Genomic DNA, 17847 nt, shown 5'->3' on the forward strand with positions numbered 1-17847 from the left:
GTTAGCTGCGTCATACCCCCGATAATAAGTGTTTACATTAGAGGGAGATTTTTGTACATTCCCAATCGTAATCAAAAGGGAATCAAAACCCGGAGTTTCTCTCCATTAATCAGGAGTGGATATCGCGATGAACTCTACGCGACAATCGATTGTACGTTTCTTCTCCCTCGCATGCGCGCTGATCCTGTTCGGGTCCGCCGGCAGGGCGCAGGACCCGTTCCAGGACGCCATCAAACAACTTTCCTCCGACAATGTACGGGGGTACCTGCAGCCGTTCGTGAACGGACTTGGCGCGAATCTCAATTCGGGCTTTTATAACAGCGCCCAGATCGGGGATATGGGCCTCCATCTCCAGATCGGAATCGTCGGAATGGGCACGCTGGTCGGCGATGCGGAGAAGGTGTACAACGCAATTCCTCCAAAGCCGTTTCCGCAGACCGAAGTTCAGACGGCCACCCTCTTCGGGGGACAAGGTGCGACTGTTGCCGGGCCCGGCGGGACCCAATACCAATTCCAGAGCGGCGAAGTGAAGACGAGCATTATCCCTCTCGGCGTCCCGCAATTGACGATCGGGAACATATACGGGACTCAGGCTGCCATCCGCTACGTGCCGCTCCCCTCGATCGGCGACTTTCCGAAGACGACGCTCTTCGGAATAGGGGTTCGACACAGCATCAGCCGCTATATTCCCGAGTTTCCGGCCGATCTCTCGGCTGGAATCTCGTACGACAAGGTCACCGTGGGAGACATCATCGACGCGCACGGCCTTGCCTTCGGCGCACAGATCAGCAAGTCTTTTTCAGTCGCGACTCTCTACGGCGGAATGCAGTATGAGAGCTCGTCGTTGACGGTGAACTACACCTACACCGGCTCGACAACCCCGCAAACGGTGAATCTCGATATCGACGGGGAAAATAAGTTCCGCGTCACCGGGGGAGTCACCCTGGATCTCGTCATCCTCCACCTGAATGCCGACATCAATCTCGGGAAAGTGACGGTCGTCAGCGGTGGAATCGCGTTTGGAATGTGATTGAACACTTGAAGAAAACGAGGAGAAACTCATGACAATTAAATTTCTGATGTTCGTTGCGCTGGTGATGATCGCCCTGGCGGGCCTCAATTGTGATCTCGGTATCAATCCGCTTCTGTTCGACGGACCGCCTGTGACCGGAACGCTCAGGGTGGATGCGGTCGGATCGGTCTTTGCGACCGTCGAGGCGGTGGATCTCGGCGAAGTGGCCTCCGATGTCGACAAAGAGATCGATTCCATCAAAGTCTATAATATCACGCTTCAAATCGACAGCACGGAGGGCACCAACCCGGCGACAACGTTCAGCGGATCGGCGCTCATCGACGGGGACAGCCTTATCGATGTCGTCGGGCTCCCGCTCTCGGCGTTCGCGAGCGAACGGTCGATTTTTGACGCGACAATCACCGGCGGACCGATCTTCGTGCAGGCCGGGGTTTCCCGCCTGATCGCGATCCTCAAATCATACGGGGAATCGCACACGCTTCCGGTGGTCACGATCGTCGCGGCCGGCACGGCCAGCACGTCGAGCCTTCATTTTACGATCAAGTTGCGGCTCTATACGCAGTTGTTCCTGCCGCCTCCGGGTAATTGATCCTTCGGATGGATTCAAAAAAAAGTCCCGCTTCGAGCGGGACTTTTTTTTGGTACGGGTTTATTCCGTTTCCATTGCGTTCGAATGCCTTTGGCCTTGGTAGCCGCAGCCTTTAGGCTGCGGTCTTTTTGACGCCACGACACATCCCCACGATCAAAAACCCGCAAGCTAAAGCTTGCGGCTACCTATACCCCGGATCTCGTTCCGCCGCTCCGCGGCGGAACGCATACTGGGGCGCTCCGCGCCCCAACCAGGTTGCGGCGCAGAGCGCCACGGACTGGGTTCCCACGCAGAGCGTGGGAACCAGAAAAACGCGAGATCCTTCGCTTCGCTCAGGATGACATTCGTCGAAGAGTCGCCGGCGAATCGGTAAAGATCGCGTCCACGCCGAAGCGGCGGGACCGGTTCCACCGTCTCGCAGAATTTACGACGTACTCCCCGACGAAGAGGTTCCTCTCATGCGCCTCCGCCACGATTCCCTTCCGGAGCGAAGTTCCGTTCATGATCAGGTAGCGCGCTCCGAGCGACCGCGTGAACAGCACGGGCCGCTTCACGAGATGACGCAAGGGGTGATAGAGAAGCCCGGTGGCGATCCGGGGCCGGGCAAGTGAGGCGTTTCTGACGACGCGGTGGGAAAAGGAGCTGATCAACACCCGCTCCTGCGCCCGGTGCTCGCGGACGATCCGGCAGCAGCGGTCGACGACCTCCGCCATAGGGACCCGCGCGTCGACTTTGATTTCGATATTCACCCCGCAGCGCCCCGCGGTCAATTCGAGGAGTTCGTCGAGCACGGGAATCCGCTCCGGGGCAAATCTTCTGTGGAACCATCGCCCCGCGCTCAACAGCCGGAGCTCGCGAAGAGTGTGCCGGGCCACGAGCCCCCTGCCGTCGGTGGTGCGCCGGAGGCCGGCGTCGTGGATCACCACAATCTTGCCGTCGCCGGTCATCCGGACGTCGCATTCCACGGCGTCGGCGCCGTCGTCGAGCGCTTGTTGAAACGATGCGAGTGTGTTTTCCGGGGCGAGGGAGGGGGAACCGCGGTGGCCGACTATCAGGGGAAGCCGGTCAGGTTCGGACCACGAGAACATCAGCGATGGTTGAGCAGCGCGAGGATGGCGGCCTTGACCTCTTCGATGCTCCCTTTCGCGGAGACATTCTGAAGGAGTCCCACTGAAGCATAGAAATCCTTCACCGGCGCCGTCGACTCGGCATAGACGCGGAGGCGCTTCAAGACCGTCTCGGGCTTGTCGTCCTCCCGTTGAATTAGCTCGCCCCCGCAGTTCTGGCATTTTTTCCTCGTGCCGGAACGGTTCGCCGCGATATTATAAATGCGCCCGCACGTCTTGCACATCAGCCGCCTCCCGAGCCTGCGCACGACTTCCTGTTCGTCGACCTCCATGTTGATTACCCGGTCGATGGAGACGTTCAGATCGTCCAGAAGACCCTTCAGGGCGATGGCCTGCGGCACGGTGCGCGGAAACCCGTCAAGGATAAACCCCGCCGCGGAGCGTTCCATCCCCAGCACGTCGCGGATGATGCCGATCATGATATCGTCCGGAACGAGGCGTCCGGAATCGATCAGCGTCTTGGCCTTCACCCCCAGCTCCGTTTCCGCGGCGACCGCTTCCCGGAGGATGTCGCCCGTGGAAATATGGGGGAGATTCAGCTCCTGCGAGAGGAGCTTGGCCTGAGTCCCCTTTCCGACGCCGGGAGGTCCCAATAATATGATTCTCATTTCGAATCCTTCCCGGAATCTTTTTTGAGAAGCTGTTCGATCCTCGCCGCGGCATCGCGGGCTTCTTTCGCGACGCGTCCATCCGCCTCCGCCGCGGCCCTCTGCCGGAGCGGCTCGACCGCCCTGGCGTCGCCGGCCGCCGAGAGCGCCGCGATCACCGCGCGCCGCGCATGGAAACTCGGGTCGCCCAGCAGGCCGATCAGATAGTCCACCACACCGGATCGTTTTTTCCACCCGCTCGCCAGCGCGCCGATCGCCGGTATGCGCACCGCCCGGTCGACGCCGTACCGGGTGTATGATTTGACGATCTGGAACGCGCTATCATCGCCCGCTTCCGACAACACCTGAAGAGCGGCGATCCGGATCACCTCGTTCCGTGAGGGCCGTTTCAACGCCGCTTCGCAGTAGCTGTTGCGGTGGAACGAATCGACTTTCGCGAGCGACCGGAGGGCGGACGCCGCGACATCGTAACTTGAATCGCGTTCGAAGGCGTGGCGCAGCATGCTCTCTACTTTTTCCCCCTTCCACCGGCCGAGGGAGGTCACGCTCGCGTTCCTCACCTTCGAGTCGAGGTCGCCGTACGCGGCGATCAGGGTATCCGACACGTCGACGGCTTTCTCGTCTCCGATCGCCCAGGCCGCCTCGCGCCGGACTTCCGAAAACCGGTCGTCGAGCATCGCACGGCTGAGCGCCTTCAGGACCACCCCGGAGTCGACATACCCCTGCAGCTCGTCGACCGCGAGAAAGCGGTCCACACCGTCTTCCGCATGGCGGAGCTGATAGATCCACTCCTCAAGCGATTTCCGCTCGATCGCTTTTTTCAGGATCCGGCTCCCCTTATCGAAGATCACGAGCTGCGGCTGCTGGTACGCCGGAAAGGAGAACGTCTCCTCCTGTTTTGATATCGTGATGCGGTACGTCACCGGCTCGTCATGCACCCAGACCTGGACTTCGACAGGGGTGGTAAAGAGGCCGGTAAGCGAATCGATGCGCTGAATTTGCCTCGCCGTCATCCGGAGGCTCCGCGACTCCTGATCCCACTTCGATGTGATGTCGAACATGGGATACCCCGCCTTGTAGAGCCACTCGTCAAAAAACCAGTGAAGGTTCGCGCCGGTCGCTTCCTGGATCGCCACCTTGAAATCGTTTGTCTCGACGTTCCGGAACGCAAACTTGTTCGCGTAATGGCGGATCGAGCTCCAGAACGGCTCCTCGCCGAGAATGAAACGGAGCATGTTCAGGACAACCGCCCCTTTGCCGTAGATGTGGGACTCGAAGAGCTCCATCGGGGCGACATATTTGTTGAGGACCGTCGGCCTCCGGGTCGCGTGGTCGTCCAGATTCCGGAGGATCGCCTGGTTGTCCAGGATCTCCTTCGCCGCGCGGTCCTTTCCCAGGTCATATTCCGTGAAGGCGTTTTGAAAATAGGTGGCGAACCCTTCGTTCAGCCAGGCGTGCGACCAATCGCGGCAGGTGAGCAGATCGCCCCACCACATGTGGGCGAGCTCGTGCGCCACCAGCCCGTCGCTCGAGTAGTCGAGGTGCGCGCGGGCGTCGTGGATCGTGGCATCCGACAACGTGACCGCGCTGACGTTCTCCTCGCCGCCGTAGATGAAATCCTCGACGGCGGTCTGGGCGAACTTTTCCCAGGGGTAGGGAACCCCCGTTTTCGCGGAAAAGAACTCGATCATCTTCGGCGTCTTTCCGAACGAGCGCATCGCGTCCGGCTCCTGTTCCTTCGTGACGTAACTGCTGATCGGCACGGTCCCCCACGAATCTTTCACCTCGACGTATTCGCCCGCGACAAGCGAAATCAGATAGGAAACGTGCGGCTTCCCCTCCAGCCAGTGGAACGTGGCGGTGTGGCTCTTCCGGTCGCGGCGCACGTCGAGCAGGCGGCCGTTGCTGATGGCGGTGAACCGGTCGTTGACGGTGACGATCATCTCGCTGGTCGAGAAATCGTTGGGATAATCGTAGCAGGGGAACCAGAAGTGATTGTCCTCCGCCTCGCCCTGCGACCAGACCTGCCATTTCTTGTCCGGATAGCCGCTGTCGGGCCCCACAAAGTAGAGCCCCTTCCGGGGCGAAGCGACGGAGTACGAGACAACGAACGCCAGCGTGTCCGCGGGGCCGTACGGCTTCTTCAGATCGACGATCAGCCCTTCGCCCTCGAGGCGGTAGTCGCACGATTCACGGCCGAGCTTCACTCCCGAGACTTTCATCTCGGCGGCGTCCAGACGGAGTTCGTCGAACAGCGGCCGGAGCGGAACGAGTCGGATGGCGACCTCGCCGGCGCATGTCTTTGCTTGTTCGTCGACGGTGATGTTCAGCTTGTAATGAAGGACATGGTATGTGCGGTCGCGCTCGGGATGGAAAACGGGCTGGACGTTTTCCTGCGCCCGCGCGAGCGGGAGGACAAACAGGAAAAGCAGGGGGATGGCGCGCGAGGTCATGCGGGTTTGAGCGCGGGCCGTGCCCGGTGAGCCGCCCCGCGTCCGGTCCTGCCGCGGGCCTCGAGTTTCACCGCAAGTTGCCCGCAGGCGGCATCGATGTCTTCCCCGGCGCTGCTCCGGACAAAGACTGTGATGTGGGCGTCCCTCAGGCGCCGGACGAACCGCTCGATTCTTGCGGGAGGCGTGGGATGGAGCGTCGCGGCCAGTCCGGTGGGGTTCGTAAACATGATGTCGTGGAACGGAATGATATTGAGTTTGCACGGCAGGCGCTTCGACAGCTTGATCAGCCTCTCGATATCCTCTTCCCGGTCGTTCCAGCCGTCGAAGAGGATATATTCGAACGTGATGCGCTGCTTGACGCGGCGGTAGTAATACGCCGCGGCATCGAGCAGTTCATCGAGTCCGAATTTCGAATTCACCGGCATTAATTCCGTGCGCGCCGCGTCGTCGAGCGTATGGAGGGAAATGGCAAGCTTGACCTTCCGTCCCTCGTCGGCCATCTGACGGATCTTCGGGACCCAGCCCGCCGTGGAAACCGTGATCCTCTTCGCGGCGATCTTGAGCCCGGTTGTGATGATGTCGATCGAATTCATCACGTGGTCGTAGTTCATGAGGGGCTCGCCCATTCCCATATAGACAAGATTCGTGATGCGCGTCTCCGAATGCTTCCGCGCCTGGAGCACCTGGTCGACAATCTCCCCGGCCGAGAGGTTGCGGTGAAACCCCATCGTCGCCGTCGCACAGAACGCGCAATCGAGGGGACAGCCTACCTGCGTCGAGACGCAGAGAGTCAATCGCTTCTGTTCCTCTTCTCCGGTCGCCTCACGGCCCCGGAAGGCGGTTCGCGGCGGGATCAGCACGCTTTCGATTTTCTTCCCGTCCGCCAGCCCGAACAAGAACTTTGTCGTGCCGTCGGCTCCCGACTTCTGCTCTTCGACCAGCTCGAGCGAGTCGATCGACGCCAGTCCGGCCAGCTTCTCCCGGAGGGTCCCGGAGAGCGGGGTCATTTCGTGGAAGGAGGCCGCCGCCTTGGTGTAGATCCAGTCGAAGAGCTGCTTCCCGCGATACCGCTGCTCGCCGACGGAGAGTGCGAACTCCTCCAGCTCCGAAAGCGTAAGGCCCTTGAGATTTGTCTTGGTCATTGAAGGTCAGCCCGCGGTAATTGTCATTCTGAGGAGCGAAGCGACGAAGAATCTTCCTTATCGAAACCTGAGATCCTTCGCTTCGCTCAGGATGACAGCCGGGGGCTCAGGTGATCTCGACGAGTTTTTGGCGTCCGGAGGCTCCCTTGAGGATGACGATCCTGGACTTGGCTTTGCGGAAATACGCCGCGAGAAGCTCGATCACCCCGGCGTTTGCTTTTCCGTCGACAGGAGGAGCGGTCACGCTGACGAGATACGTCTTCTCGTCAAGTTTTGTTACTTCGTTTTTCCGGGCGTTGGGCTTGACGCGGACGCTGATTTTCATTCACGGTCGCGTCCCGGCTTACCGCTCGAACAGGTCCTTCGCGCTGACCACTTTCGACTTCGCCTTATTCACCGAAAGCGGAAACACTTCGATCAATTTGTCCTGATCGAGGATATTCTGCGATACGGGTGAGGCGTACTTGATCGGAGAGGGAGTGTTGTTCGCCAGGGCGGAGTAAAACTCCTGGCCCTTTCCTTCGTCGACGACGACGGCGATCTTGATGTTATCGGGATTCAGGTATTTCTTGATCGCCGCGTTCACCTCTTCGACGGTGAGTGTGCCCAGCTCGCGCTCGATCCGGTCGATATAATAATCGGAGCCGTAGAATTCGGAGTCCATCAGATATCCGAGCCGACGGCTCATCGTCGAGGACCAGAGCTTCGAGTAGTTGACCACGAACTTCCGGGTCTGTTCGAAGTTCTCCTTTGAAATCCCCTTCTCGACGAAATTCTTGAGCTCGAACAGCGCGTCCCGGATCGCGAAGTGGGTGTTCTCCGGCTGCACCGGACGGAGCCAGATGCTGAAATATTGCTGCCGCAGCGGGGTGTTCAAATCGGGAAACGGGCTTCCGAGACCGCCCACGAAGCGCTCGACATAGGAATAGTCGCCGTAATTCAGCCCGCGGTCGCCGCGCAACCGGTTCATCAGGACGCCGTTAAACGTGCGGTGTTCTCCGAAATAGGAATTGGCGACGAGGAGGGCGTAAAAGTCCCTGTCCTTCCGCGTGACGTTTATGGGATATCCCATCGAGACGGCGTAGGCGCGGGTCGGCTTCTCGACGACGAGCACCTCCATCCCCTTGATCTCCTCCGGCTTCGTCAGGGCTACCTCGGCCGGTGTTCCCGCCGGGAGGCTGGAGAAATCTTTCCGAATCTGTTCGACGAGCGAGTTCGGATATCCCCCCGCGAGGCCGACCCAGAGGTTCGCCTGCGTGTAGCTCTTCGCGTAATAGTTCTTGATGTCATCGAGCGTTATCGACGTGACCCCCTGAACGGTTCCCGCCTCGGGGTTGCCGTATGGGTGATTCTCGAACATCATTGCATTGAGCGCCTCTTTGCCGAGGCCCTCGTCGTTGGTCGCGCGCAGAGAGTTCTGCAGATAGTTCAGCGCAAGGTCCTTGACCCGCTGGAAATCGGCGGGGTCGAACCGCGGGTGAAGGAGGAGACCCGAAAACAGCTTGTAGAACCCGTCGAGGTGGTCCCGGTGGACATTGCCGATGAAGGTGGTGATCTCGCGGTCCCGCTGCACACGGATGCCGGCGGCCCACGGGTAAAGTTTGTCCACCACCTGCGCGTACGTCAGTTCCGTCGTGCCGCCGTCGCTGATCAGAGAGGAGGTGAGAGCGTTGAGCCCTTCCTTCCCTTTCGGATCGTTCGCCGAACCGGCGCGCAGAATGATACGGAACGTGATGATCGGAGAGTTCGGGCTCTGAAGCTGCGTGAATTTCAAACCTGCTTCATCCCGGCCAAAGAGAGTGGACGTGAGGATAGTCGTGATTGCCATCGTAGCGAGCATCAGCGTGAGAAAGATTCGTGCCGGTTTCATTGTTTTACCTCCTGCGCCTGCTGGGTCATCACCAGCACCGTGCGATTGGGATCGGTGAAATACTTCTTCGCCACCGTCATGATATCTTCCGGGGTCACCGTATCATAGAGGGCGTAGACCTTGTTGACCGACTCCGGGTTGTTGGTGAGCCAGATGTACTGGCTGATCTCGTTTGCGACATGGTCGGCGTTGTCCAGGCCCATCGCAAATTCATACTTGATGTGCGACTTGATCGAAGCGAGCCGATCGGCGGAGACGGGTTTCGTCTTGGCATCCTCGATTGCCTTCAGGATCGCGGCCTTGACGGTCGGGATGTTCTTTGGATCCTTGATCCGGGTGAAAACAGAAAAGAGGCCGGGGTCCCGGTTCGCGTCCATGCCTCCGCTGACAAATTCGGCAAGCTGTTCTTCCACGACGAGCTTGCGGTACAACTCGGACGTTTCAGAGAAGACCACCTGCGAGAGAACGTCCATTGCCGGCGCGTCGATGACTTCGTCGCTGAACGCGGGCCCGTGATAGGCCAGCGCCACGATCGGCAGGGTCTTCGACTTCCAGGGCATGTTGATGACTTTCTCGGCCGTCTGCGGAGGTTCGACCGGAACCTCGAGCTTGTACGTCCCATGCTTCCAGGCTGAGTAGTATTTCTTCGCCAGCTCGATCAGCTTGTCCTGCTGGAAGTCGCCGACCACGACCACCACGCAATTCTCGGGCCGGTACCACCGGTCGAAGAACGTGAGGCTGTACTGGTACTGGTTCGGCATGTCCTGGATGTCCTTCAGGAATCCCATCGTGGTGTGCTTGTACGTATGCGCCTCAAAGGCGGCTTCCCTGATTTTTTCGTCGATCGCCTGGAAGGGGCTCGATGAGTTCTTGTTGTATTCTCCGAGGATTGCGCCCGCCTCGGTCTTGAAATCTTCCTCGGTGTACTTGAGGTTCATGAAGCGGTCGGACTCCAGGTCCATGATCGTTTCCAGAGAGGCCGAGCTCGCGACGGTGTGATAGAGCGTCCGGTCGTCGGAAGTGTTGGCGTTGTTATCCGCGCCGATCTCCTTCAGGACGGCGGTAAACTTGTCCTTCGAATACTTCTCGGTTCCGCGGAACATCATGTGTTCGAAGAAATGGGCGAAGCCGGATTTCCCCGGCTCGGTTTCGTTCCGGGATCCGGTGCGAACCACCGTATAGTAGGCGACGATGCCCGGACTGTCGAACGGAATCGAGACGATCTTCAGGCCGTTGTCGAGCGTCACCTGATTGATCTGGTACGGAAAGATTTTGGTATCCTTCGAGTCCCGCGCAATGGCCGCCAGAGCCGGGACGAGGAAAAGCACGAGGAACCACAACGTACGGGTGAACATAATGTCCTCCATGGACTTTCGATGAAGCGTGAATAGTGGATTTTGGGTGAAAGCGAGCGGTTCTGACCTGTTGTGCTGCCTGAGGTCGACGCTGTGATTGCCGAAGATACGAAAATATGCGGTCAGATGCCACGCGGGAAGGAAGGCCCTTCGGTTCCCTATTGCAGCTTTTTCCCCGTCAGAAGGAAAAGAGCCTCGTTGTACAATTCCGACGTCTTCCGGATGACCTCTTCCGGGATCATCGGCGCGGGGGGACGCTTGTCGAAGTGGACCGAGAGAAGATAGTCGCGGACGAACTGCTTGTCGAAACTCTGCTGGGCCATGCCTGGACGGTAGGAGCTTTTCGGCCAGAACCTGGAGGAGTCGGGGGTGAGGAGCTCGTCGATCAGAATCAGGGTGCCGTCGATCAATCCGAACTCCATCTTCGTGTCCGCGATGATGATCCCCTTCGGCTCGGCGATCTCGCAGGCGCGCCTGTACAACCTGAGCGAGGCATCGCGGACCTTTTCCGCGATCTCCCGCCCGACAATCGATGCGGCCTCTTCGAACGTGATATTCTCGTCGTGCCCCACCTCGGCCTTCGTCGAGGGGGTGAAGATCGCTTCCGGCAACCTGGACGATTCCACGAGCCCCGCCGGAAGCCGGATTCCGCAGACGGTGCCCGATTTGCGGTACTCGTTCCAACCCGATCCCGAGAGGTACCCGCGAACGATGCACTCGACCGCAAGGGGCTTCGCCTTCTTGACCACGACCGATCTGCCGGAGAGCTCTTCCGCGTATTCACCGCACTCGGGGGGAAATTGCGCGACGTCTGTGAGCACGAGATGGTTCGGCATCATATCGTGCATGGCCGCGAACCAGTAATTGGATATCTGTGTCAGCACTTTCCCCTTCGAGGGGATCGGCTGGGGGAGGATCACATCGAAGGCGGAGAGACGGTCGCTCGCGACAATGAGGAGGTGTTCACCGAGGTCGTAGATGTCCCTCACTTTGCCGCGCCTCAGGAGTTTGAGAGCCGGAAAATTCGTTTCGTAGACCGCGCGGTTCATTCCTATTTCTTTCCTTTCGATGTGGGCTTCGGAAGTTCGGCGGAGGTATGGTCATGCACGATCCGCCACCCCTCCGGAAACTTCCGAAGGACCAGCGTGAACACCCCGTGGGGGCGGCCGGCTTCCCGCTCAAGCATCCAGTGGCCGAAGACCCACGCGGATTCGCCGGACAACAGGTGGACTTCGATCTCCGAGAACGTCAGGGTTCCCATCAGCGCCCGCGTGCTGTAACTGCGCTTGTACTTGTTCCTCGCCGCGCGCCAGCCCCGTTCGATATTTCCGCCGCTCGTGAAAAGGAGGCTGTCCGACTCCCAGTAGCCTTTCATATACCCGTCGATGTCGCCGCTGTTCCACGCCCTCGACTGGAGGTCCAGCAGGGCGCGGATGGCGCCCGCCGCGCCCGCGGCGGATGTGTCCTGCGCGCGGACATTCGAAGCGAGAAAAAAACTCACGTAACACAAAAGGAGGATCCCGGAATGTCTCACTTCCCCACCTTCAGATCGTTGAGGAACACCTTGCCATCTTTCATGACGAACCTCACCTGCTCGAGAAGTGTGATGTCCTGGAGAGGATCTCCCTGAACGGCGACAAGGTCCGCGAGCGCGCCGGGGGAAATCTCCCCGAGCTTCCCGTTCATTTCCAGGAGATCGGCCGCGGCCGATGTCGCGGCTTTGATCGCCTGCATGGGAGTCATGCCCGCATCGACCATCCGTTTAAACTCGACCGCCTGGTTGATGTCCCACGCGAACCCTCCCGCATCGGTGCCCATGGCGATCTTCACGCCCGCTTTCACCCCTTTTCCGAACGCTTCCCGCTGATGCTGGATCATCTGCTTATAGATGGGACGCCCCTCCGCGGCTCTCCCTTCCGCGACGTACTCCGTCACGAAGAGCGTCGGACACCACCAGGCCCCTTTTTGCTTCGCGAGCGCGATCAACTCGTCGTTGAACCCGTCGCCATGTTCGATCGACGTGACGCCCGCCCTCAGGGCGTTTTCGATCCCGTCGATACCGACCGCATGCGCGGCGACTTTTCGATGGAGTTTATGCGCCTCATCGCAGATCGTCTTCAGCTCGTCGTACGTGAAGGTGAGGATGCTGTGTAGATCCCCTTCGGGGGTGAAGTAATAGCTCCTATCGGCATAGACCTTGATCCAATCCGCGCCATATTCAACCTCCTCGCGGACCGCTTTCCGGCATTCGTCGGGCCCGTCCACCACCTGGACCCCCTTCGGCATGCGGAGCTCCCAGGAATAGCCGAGGAGAGGATAGGCTCCGGTGACGTCGAGCGCACGGGTGGAGACGAACATCCTCGGGCCGTCGATGATGCCGTTGTTGATCGCCTTTTTGATATCCACGTCGGCGTACATCGCCCCTTCGGTTTCAACGTCACGGATCGTGGTGAATCCATGACGCAGGGCGGCCTGCGCCGCGACGGCTCCGCGGATCGTCCGGTAGGGAATCGACTCCTTCAGGAGCTGGTTGTCGTAATCCGCGCTCGTGATATCGCCCTGAAGGAGGACATGCGTATGACAATCGATCATTCCCGGGAGGACCGTCGCCGAGCTGAGGTCGATCACCTCTGTCCCCGGGGGTATCTCGCCGCCGATGTTCCTGATGGTGTTCCCCTCGATGAGAATCGTGACGCCCTCCCGCACCTTGTCACTCTTCCCGTCGATCAGCCGCCCGCATTTTACGGCGACGAAGGCCGGGGCGGGTGTCTGAGCGCGCAAACCGGCTGCGCTCAGGAATAAGAAGCCGATAACGGCGGCACATGTGATCTTCATGGGAACCTCTCATACGGTGGATGATACACCTTCGTTGTCATTCTGAGTCGCGAAGCGACGAAGAATCTGTCTGTTCTTCTCGTTCCCACGGTCTGCGTGGGAACGCATACCTCGGCGCTCTGCGCCGAAACGACGGGATCCTTCGCGGAGTTTATCCCGCGCAGGCGGGACTCAGGATGACGAACAAATACTCAGGGTGACAAACAAATTCCAGCCGCTAATATAGGCACTCCCGCGTCTCTTGTCAACCCGCGAAGGAGCGCTTTTTCCCGATCGCATTCCGGAGACGGACAAGGTAGTCGCTCCGCGGAATTTCGATCGTCCCGAAGCGGGCGAGATGTGGAGTGACGAACTGCGTGTCGAGAAGTTCGAATTTCCGCTTCCGCAACCGCTCGACGAGATGGACAAGGGCGACCTTCGAGGCATCCCGCTCGCGGCTGAACATCGACTCCCCGAAGAATGCCGCTCCGAGCGCGACTCCGTATAATCCCCCGGCGAGAACGCCCTCCTTCCACGCTTCGACCGAATGCGCGTAGCCGAGCAGGTGAAGCCGCAGGTAGCTCTGCACGATCTCTTCGGAAATCCAGGTATCCTCCCTCCCGGCGCAGGCGCGCATCACCGCTTCGAACGAGGTGTTAAATTTCACCCCGAAGGTCTCCTTGCGGAGAGTCTGGCTGAGACTGCGGGAGACCTTAAACTCGTCGAGCGGAATGATTCCACGCAAGGCGGGCGAATACCAGCGCACCTCGCCGTTGCGGGATTCCGCCATCGGAAAGTAACCTGCGCTGTACCCGGCAAGCAGAAACTCCGGTTCGATGATCGCCCGGCCGCGGGTATGAGTCGCCCTGGTCAACGCTCATCCCCCGTCCAGCTGTTCGGTCTTGCGGATCGGTTTTGGAGGAAGGTTCAGGATCTCCTCGGGAAAGTTTTCGACGATAAATCCGATAATGTCCTTCACGGAGACGACCGCCAGAGGCCGGTTGCGCTCGTCCACGATGGGGACATGCCGGTAACCGCCGACATGCATCGCGTTCAGGACAAACGCCACGCTGTCTTCCGGCTGGAGCGTCACCGGGTCCGGGGTCATGAACTCCTGAACCTTGACGGCGCCGAGACCGACCCCCCGCGCGAGCCCTTTTGAGACGAGATCCCTCTCGGTAATGATTCCCGCAAGGCTCACACCCCGCGTCACGAGCACGCACCCGACCTGCTTCACCTGCATGAGCGTCAGCGCTTCCTTAACCGTCTGCGACACGTCGATCAAGACCGGTTTTCTTAACTTCAGCTGCTTCAGCGGCCTCAGGAATGTGCTTGAATCCAGGACTTTAGCCTTCCCGGGTTCCTCGTACATCATCGACAGTTCCTCGTCCAGAACCTCATCTTCCATATTTCCTCCGTATCAAAAGTAACATGCCATCGTTAAGAGCGGATCTCACCCCGACGGCGCCGTCTCCCGCAGTCTGATCGCCCTGATCCGGCAGACGCTGCCGAAGGAGCAGGAGGGGCAAACTCGCTCCGGCGTTTTCGGTTCGACGGGGAACTCGCCCTTCGAGATGCGATCGACGTAGTCGTTCACGAAGCGGATCGCTTGGTCGATGATGTTCCTCAGGTCTTCATCCGTCCCGACTAACTGTTTCTGCTTTGTCGCGATAAACACTTCCTCGAGATGCTCCGCGCTTCCGATGGCGAGTTTTTGCTTCACCGGATCCCGGAGCCAGTAGTAGAGGCCCGCGGCCCCGGTCCTCTCTCCTGTCTCCTTCGCCGCGAGGAGTTGTTCCACGACCCGGAGATAGACGGGAAGCTGGAGACTGATGCCGAGATCGATATCGCGGCGGTCGGGCAGCCTCGCGCCGGTCTTATAATCGATGATTCTGAAACTCTTTTCGCCGATATCGATGCGGTCTATTCTTCCGCGCAGCCGCACGAGGCCTGCTGTGACGGGCTCTTCAAGTTGAAACGACGGATCGACGGCATCTCCCGCGGCCGTGCGCGACCCGAACACCGCTTCGAAGTACGCGGGCTTGACTTCGACCGTCGAATCGCGCTCCATCTCGAGCAACTCTTTCAACATCCCCTTGCGGTTCCCGGAACCGAGGATCGCCTCCTTGTCGAGTTCCCAGAAGGGGTCCGCGACCGCGTCGAGCTCCGTCAAACGGCGGCCCGCGATCGCGAGCAGATCCGCCGTCGACTGCTGAAATTCCGGCTCGGTGCATGAAAAGAGCGGCGGAAGGGACCTGTTCCGCCGGTCCAGATAAAACTCGAACAGAATCTCATGCAGGATACCGCCCCGCTCCAGAGGGGAAACACCCTCTTCGATATCGGGGATGACGTTGAGCCGCAGTACCCTGTCGGCGAAATACTGGAAGGGGCATTTTCCGAACGACTCCAATTGCGTGACGGAGTAAAGGCCGGCCCGCAATTGTTCGAGCGCGGCCCGGTGTTCCGGCCCGACGTGCGCGAGGATCCGTCCGTTGTACTCGGGCAACGCCGCAAGGAGCGTGCGGCTCCGCTCGACGCTCATCGCATGGCGCATATGCCCGAGGCATTCGACCAGCCCCGTTCTCAACCCCGCCCATCTCTCCGGCACAAGTTCCGCCGGCCCGATCCCCGTCGCGGCGTCCCTCCCGTACACCCCCCCGAGATGGGAGAGCAGGTCGAATTCGCTGTAGATTCTCTCCGAGAATTCGCGCGGAAGTTCCTTCCGGAGATCGTCGAGCTCGGCCACGTTCAGCAGGGCGTCGACGAACGAAGAGGGGACGATCTGCGTTTCGCCGTCATACCTCGGGACCGTGAGATAGAGACGCTCCTCGTAATTCGTGAGAGCCTGGTAAAACAGATACCGGTGCTCCGTCAGGTGGTACCGTTCATCCCTCAACCGCCTTGCGGTGCTGAAGAAGATCTCCGGCTGGTAGGCCGGCGGAAATTCGCCGTCGGCGAGTCCGGCCATGATCATGACTTCGAACTTCAGTCCTCGGGTCTCGTCAAACGAGGTCACGACGACCCCCTTGCCGTAGCGTTGCCGGACATTGTACCGGACGTCCGAAACCGCGCTTCTCAGCCGGTCGATAAAGTACGAGAGCGGCTCGACCGCGGAAACGCCCCGCTCGAGGGAAAGGATTTCCAGAAACTCATCCAGAAACGAGACGAACTTTTCATACGCCCTCGCGTCCTTTTCGATCTGGTCGGTCCCGGCGATTTCGGGCGAAAGCTTCAGGATGCATTCGACGACCCGCAGTTCCTTCAAGAGCGACAGGAGGCGGTCCCTGAATTGCCCGGCGTTCATGCGCGTGCCGAAGCGCTTCAGGAGCGCCGAGAGGCTTTCGATATCCTTGAGCGCCCTCCGGAGGAGGCTCTCTTCATGCCGCAGCTTCGCCTCCTCACCGTCGTCCCCCGAGGCGGAGAGCTCCTCCCGGATCTCCACCAGCCGTTGTTGAATCCGGCGGTCCCAGGAGGTGCGCCCTGCCGGGATCTTCAGGCGCGTGCCGACCTCGTAGAGATTCCCCGCGTCGATCTGCGCGTCGCCCGAAGCGACGACAAGATACGGGCTCGACAACGCCCGCATGATGTCCCTCAACCGGAAATTGCGTTCATGGACATCCAACAGGGAAAGGAGAGCGACGACAAAGGGGGATTGATCGAGCGCGTATCGGTCCGTGACGTTCGCCGGGATTCCGAACCGCTCGAAGGCTTCGCGGAACAGCTTCGCATAAAGCTGGGGTTGGTAGGTCGCCACGCAGATCCTGCTGAGGTCGCGCCCGGGCTTTTCCCGGGCGAGGCACTTGATCAGTTTCGCGATCGTCTCGACCTCCTGCTCCCGGTCGCGCGCGTACATCAACGAGACCTTCCCGCGGCAGTCGAACCGGGGCGGAGCGCCCGCGGCGCTCCCCTTCGGGGCCGGGGGGCTTTCACGAGAACGTTCGGGGGCGCGCCGGAAGAGATGGTGCCTGATGTGATCTTCGAAGGTGGAACGCCTGGCGCGGGGGAGCGCGACTTTCTCAAACCCCATCTGAAGGAACTTTTGGTAGTTTTCCCTGAGATGCCCGAAGATCTCCTCGTTGGAGAGATGGTAGTCGAACGAGACCAGCATCCCGGTCCCTGCCGGCTCGGAGAGGTTGTAGAGCATCGTCAGTTCCGGATCGGAAAATTCGTCGAAGCCCGAAACGATGATCGTATCGACGCCCGTGAAATGAGTCCGGACTTTTGCCGGGCTGACCGCGGGGTCCCATTCGGCGTTCACGCTCTTGAGCATCCCTGCGGGGTCGACAAACTTCCCCCCCAGGCTCGTCTCGTACGCCTCATAAATCGAGAGAATGTCCCGCAGCTTCAGCGCTTCGCCCGGCTCCGAGGCGGCGACCTCCGCATGGAGGACCGGGAGGTAGATTCCCTTCTCCTTGAAGGTGTTGATCACCTCGACCAGCTTCTGGAGCGTGCCCTTCGGGAGCCGGTTCGAGGCGGGGATGCGGAAGTACCGGAGCGAATTTCTGAGGGAATGGACGGCCTCGTTGACAAGAACCGATTGGGCGGGGCCCGAGATGATCCGGCGCGGCGAACAGATGAGCGAGAAAAGCTGCGCCGCCAGTGTTTCCAGCGTAAAGAGGTGAAATGAGAGCGCGGCGCCGCCGGGGACCTCTCTCAGCAACTCGCGCTGGGCGTCCCGGAGCTTGCGTTTTGTCGGAACGACATGGATAAACGATGCGCCCGCACCGCGCGCGAGGCGTTTCCGGATCTCAGCCTGGATATCGCTTACGGCTCCGGGATGATTCTTCTTGAGAATGACAGGCATGGCGTCGGGAGTTGCGGTCTGAAATCACGGCTCACAGGAAGCCGTGAGTACA

15 protein-coding genes are annotated in these 17847 nt (G+C 60.0%); 2 read left to right on the forward strand and 13 right to left on the reverse strand.

Annotated features, from left to right (window positions below; genetic code table 11):
• Window positions 1-127: 127 nt before the first annotated feature.
• The gene (locus tag VI215_05920; protein HEY6191850.1) at window positions 128-1030 is read left to right on the forward strand and encodes a DUF6588 family protein; all 903 of its coding nucleotides are present in this window, start codon (window positions 128-130) and stop codon (window positions 1028-1030) included.
• 31 nt (window positions 1031-1061) lie between these two features.
• Entirely contained in the window at window positions 1062-1622 is a 561-nt protein-coding gene (locus tag VI215_05925; GenBank protein ID HEY6191851.1) for a hypothetical protein, read from the forward strand.
• A gap of 332 nt (window positions 1623-1954) precedes the next feature.
• Here VI215_05925 and VI215_05930 read toward each other — a convergent pair whose 3' ends face one another.
• From VI215_05930 to VI215_05990, 13 genes are all read right to left on the reverse strand, one after another.
• A complete protein-coding gene (locus VI215_05930) occupies window positions 1955-2710 on the reverse strand; it encodes a glycerophosphodiester phosphodiesterase family protein (protein ID HEY6191852.1) in 756 nt (251 codons plus the stop codon).
• Window positions 2710-3357: an adenylate kinase gene (locus VI215_05935; GenBank protein HEY6191853.1), complete on the reverse strand. Its 648-nt coding sequence runs from the start codon at window positions 3355-3357 to the stop codon at window positions 2710-2712. The genes VI215_05930 and VI215_05935 overlap by 1 nt, the downstream gene beginning before the upstream one ends.
• Window positions 3354-5810, reverse strand: coding sequence for a M1 family aminopeptidase (locus tag VI215_05940; protein ID HEY6191854.1), 2457 nt, complete (start codon window positions 5808-5810; stop codon window positions 3354-3356). Before VI215_05940 ends, VI215_05935 begins: the two co-directional genes overlap by 4 nt.
• Window positions 5807-6952 carry a 23S rRNA (adenine(2503)-C(2))-methyltransferase RlmN gene (gene rlmN / locus VI215_05945; GenBank protein HEY6191855.1) on the reverse strand — a complete coding sequence of 382 codons (1146 nt, stop codon included), beginning with the start codon at window positions 6950-6952 and terminating at the stop codon, window positions 5807-5809. Before rlmN ends, VI215_05940 begins: the two co-directional genes overlap by 4 nt.
• Window positions 6953-7058: 106 nt before the next feature.
• Entirely contained in the window at window positions 7059-7277 is a 219-nt protein-coding gene (locus tag VI215_05950; protein HEY6191856.1) for a DUF167 domain-containing protein, read from the reverse strand.
• 18 nt (window positions 7278-7295) lie between these two features.
• The gene (locus VI215_05955) at window positions 7296-8822 is read right to left on the reverse strand and encodes a pitrilysin family protein (protein HEY6191857.1); all 1527 of its coding nucleotides are present in this window, start codon (window positions 8820-8822) and stop codon (window positions 7296-7298) included.
• Window positions 8819-10177 carry a pitrilysin family protein gene (locus VI215_05960; GenBank protein HEY6191858.1) on the reverse strand — a complete coding sequence of 453 codons (1359 nt, stop codon included), beginning with the start codon at window positions 10175-10177 and terminating at the stop codon, window positions 8819-8821. Before VI215_05960 ends, VI215_05955 begins: the two co-directional genes overlap by 4 nt.
• A 158-nt stretch (window positions 10178-10335) precedes the next feature.
• Window positions 10336-11226: a phosphoribosylaminoimidazolesuccinocarboxamide synthase gene (locus VI215_05965; protein HEY6191859.1), complete on the reverse strand. Its 891-nt coding sequence runs from the start codon at window positions 11224-11226 to the stop codon at window positions 10336-10338.
• Window positions 11227-11228: 2 nt separating this feature from the next.
• Window positions 11229-11711: a nuclear transport factor 2 family protein gene (locus VI215_05970; GenBank protein ID HEY6191860.1), complete on the reverse strand. Its 483-nt coding sequence runs from the start codon at window positions 11709-11711 to the stop codon at window positions 11229-11231.
• Complete coding sequence (locus VI215_05975) at window positions 11708-13012, reverse strand: amidohydrolase family protein (protein HEY6191861.1); 1305 nt, start codon at window positions 13010-13012, stop codon at window positions 11708-11710. The genes VI215_05970 and VI215_05975 overlap by 4 nt, the downstream gene beginning before the upstream one ends.
• Window positions 13013-13256: 244 nt before the next feature.
• Window positions 13257-13865 (reverse strand): leucyl/phenylalanyl-tRNA--protein transferase, encoded by a 609-nt coding sequence (gene aat, locus VI215_05980; protein HEY6191862.1) that lies wholly within the window; start codon window positions 13863-13865, stop codon window positions 13257-13259.
• 3 nt (window positions 13866-13868) lie between these two features.
• Complete coding sequence (locus tag VI215_05985; GenBank protein ID HEY6191863.1) at window positions 13869-14399, reverse strand: CBS domain-containing protein; 531 nt, start codon at window positions 14397-14399, stop codon at window positions 13869-13871.
• A 45-nt stretch (window positions 14400-14444) separates the two neighbouring features.
• On the reverse strand, window positions 14445-17795 hold the full coding sequence (locus VI215_05990) for a PD-(D/E)XK nuclease family protein (GenBank protein HEY6191864.1): 3351 nt from the start codon (window positions 17793-17795) through the stop codon (window positions 14445-14447).
• Window positions 17796-17847: the final 52 nt, after the last annotated feature.

Source organism: Bacteroidota bacterium (assembly GCA_036522515.1).
In the GTDB taxonomy this organism is placed as follows: Bacteria; Bacteroidota; Ignavibacteria; order UBA10030; family SZUA-254; genus VBOC01.